Below are 229 nucleotides of genomic sequence, written 5' to 3'. Positions count from 1 at the left end.
AATCCGCGTTTAACCGTCTTACCATTAAAGTTAACTTCTGAAGCTTTGTATTTACTACCCGGGGACAAGCTAACCGAATTAGAAGCATCTTTCCTACTTACGATAATATGGATATGGCTTTGGTTTCCTGCTTTGGGCATTCCCTGTACGATTCGCTTACCATCTTGCCGATGTGGAGCCCTTGCTTCCAGTTTCTCAATTTCCTTTTCCCGCTTTTGAATACTTCCCT

1 protein-coding gene is annotated in these 229 nt (G+C 42.8%); it reads right to left on the bottom strand.

Annotated elements, in window-relative coordinates; translation table 11 throughout:
- On the bottom strand, positions 1–229 hold a 229-nt coding region (locus RM529_RS18010), incomplete at both ends, for a DUF5712 family protein (RefSeq protein ID WP_311486098.1).

Origin of the sequence: Autumnicola edwardsiae, from assembly GCF_031846505.1 — a bacterium.
GTDB classification, from domain to species: domain Bacteria; phylum Bacteroidota; class Bacteroidia; order Flavobacteriales; family Flavobacteriaceae; genus Autumnicola; species Autumnicola edwardsiae.
Note: the sequence above shows the minus strand (reverse complement) of the source record. Positions and strands in the feature narration are given on the sequence as shown.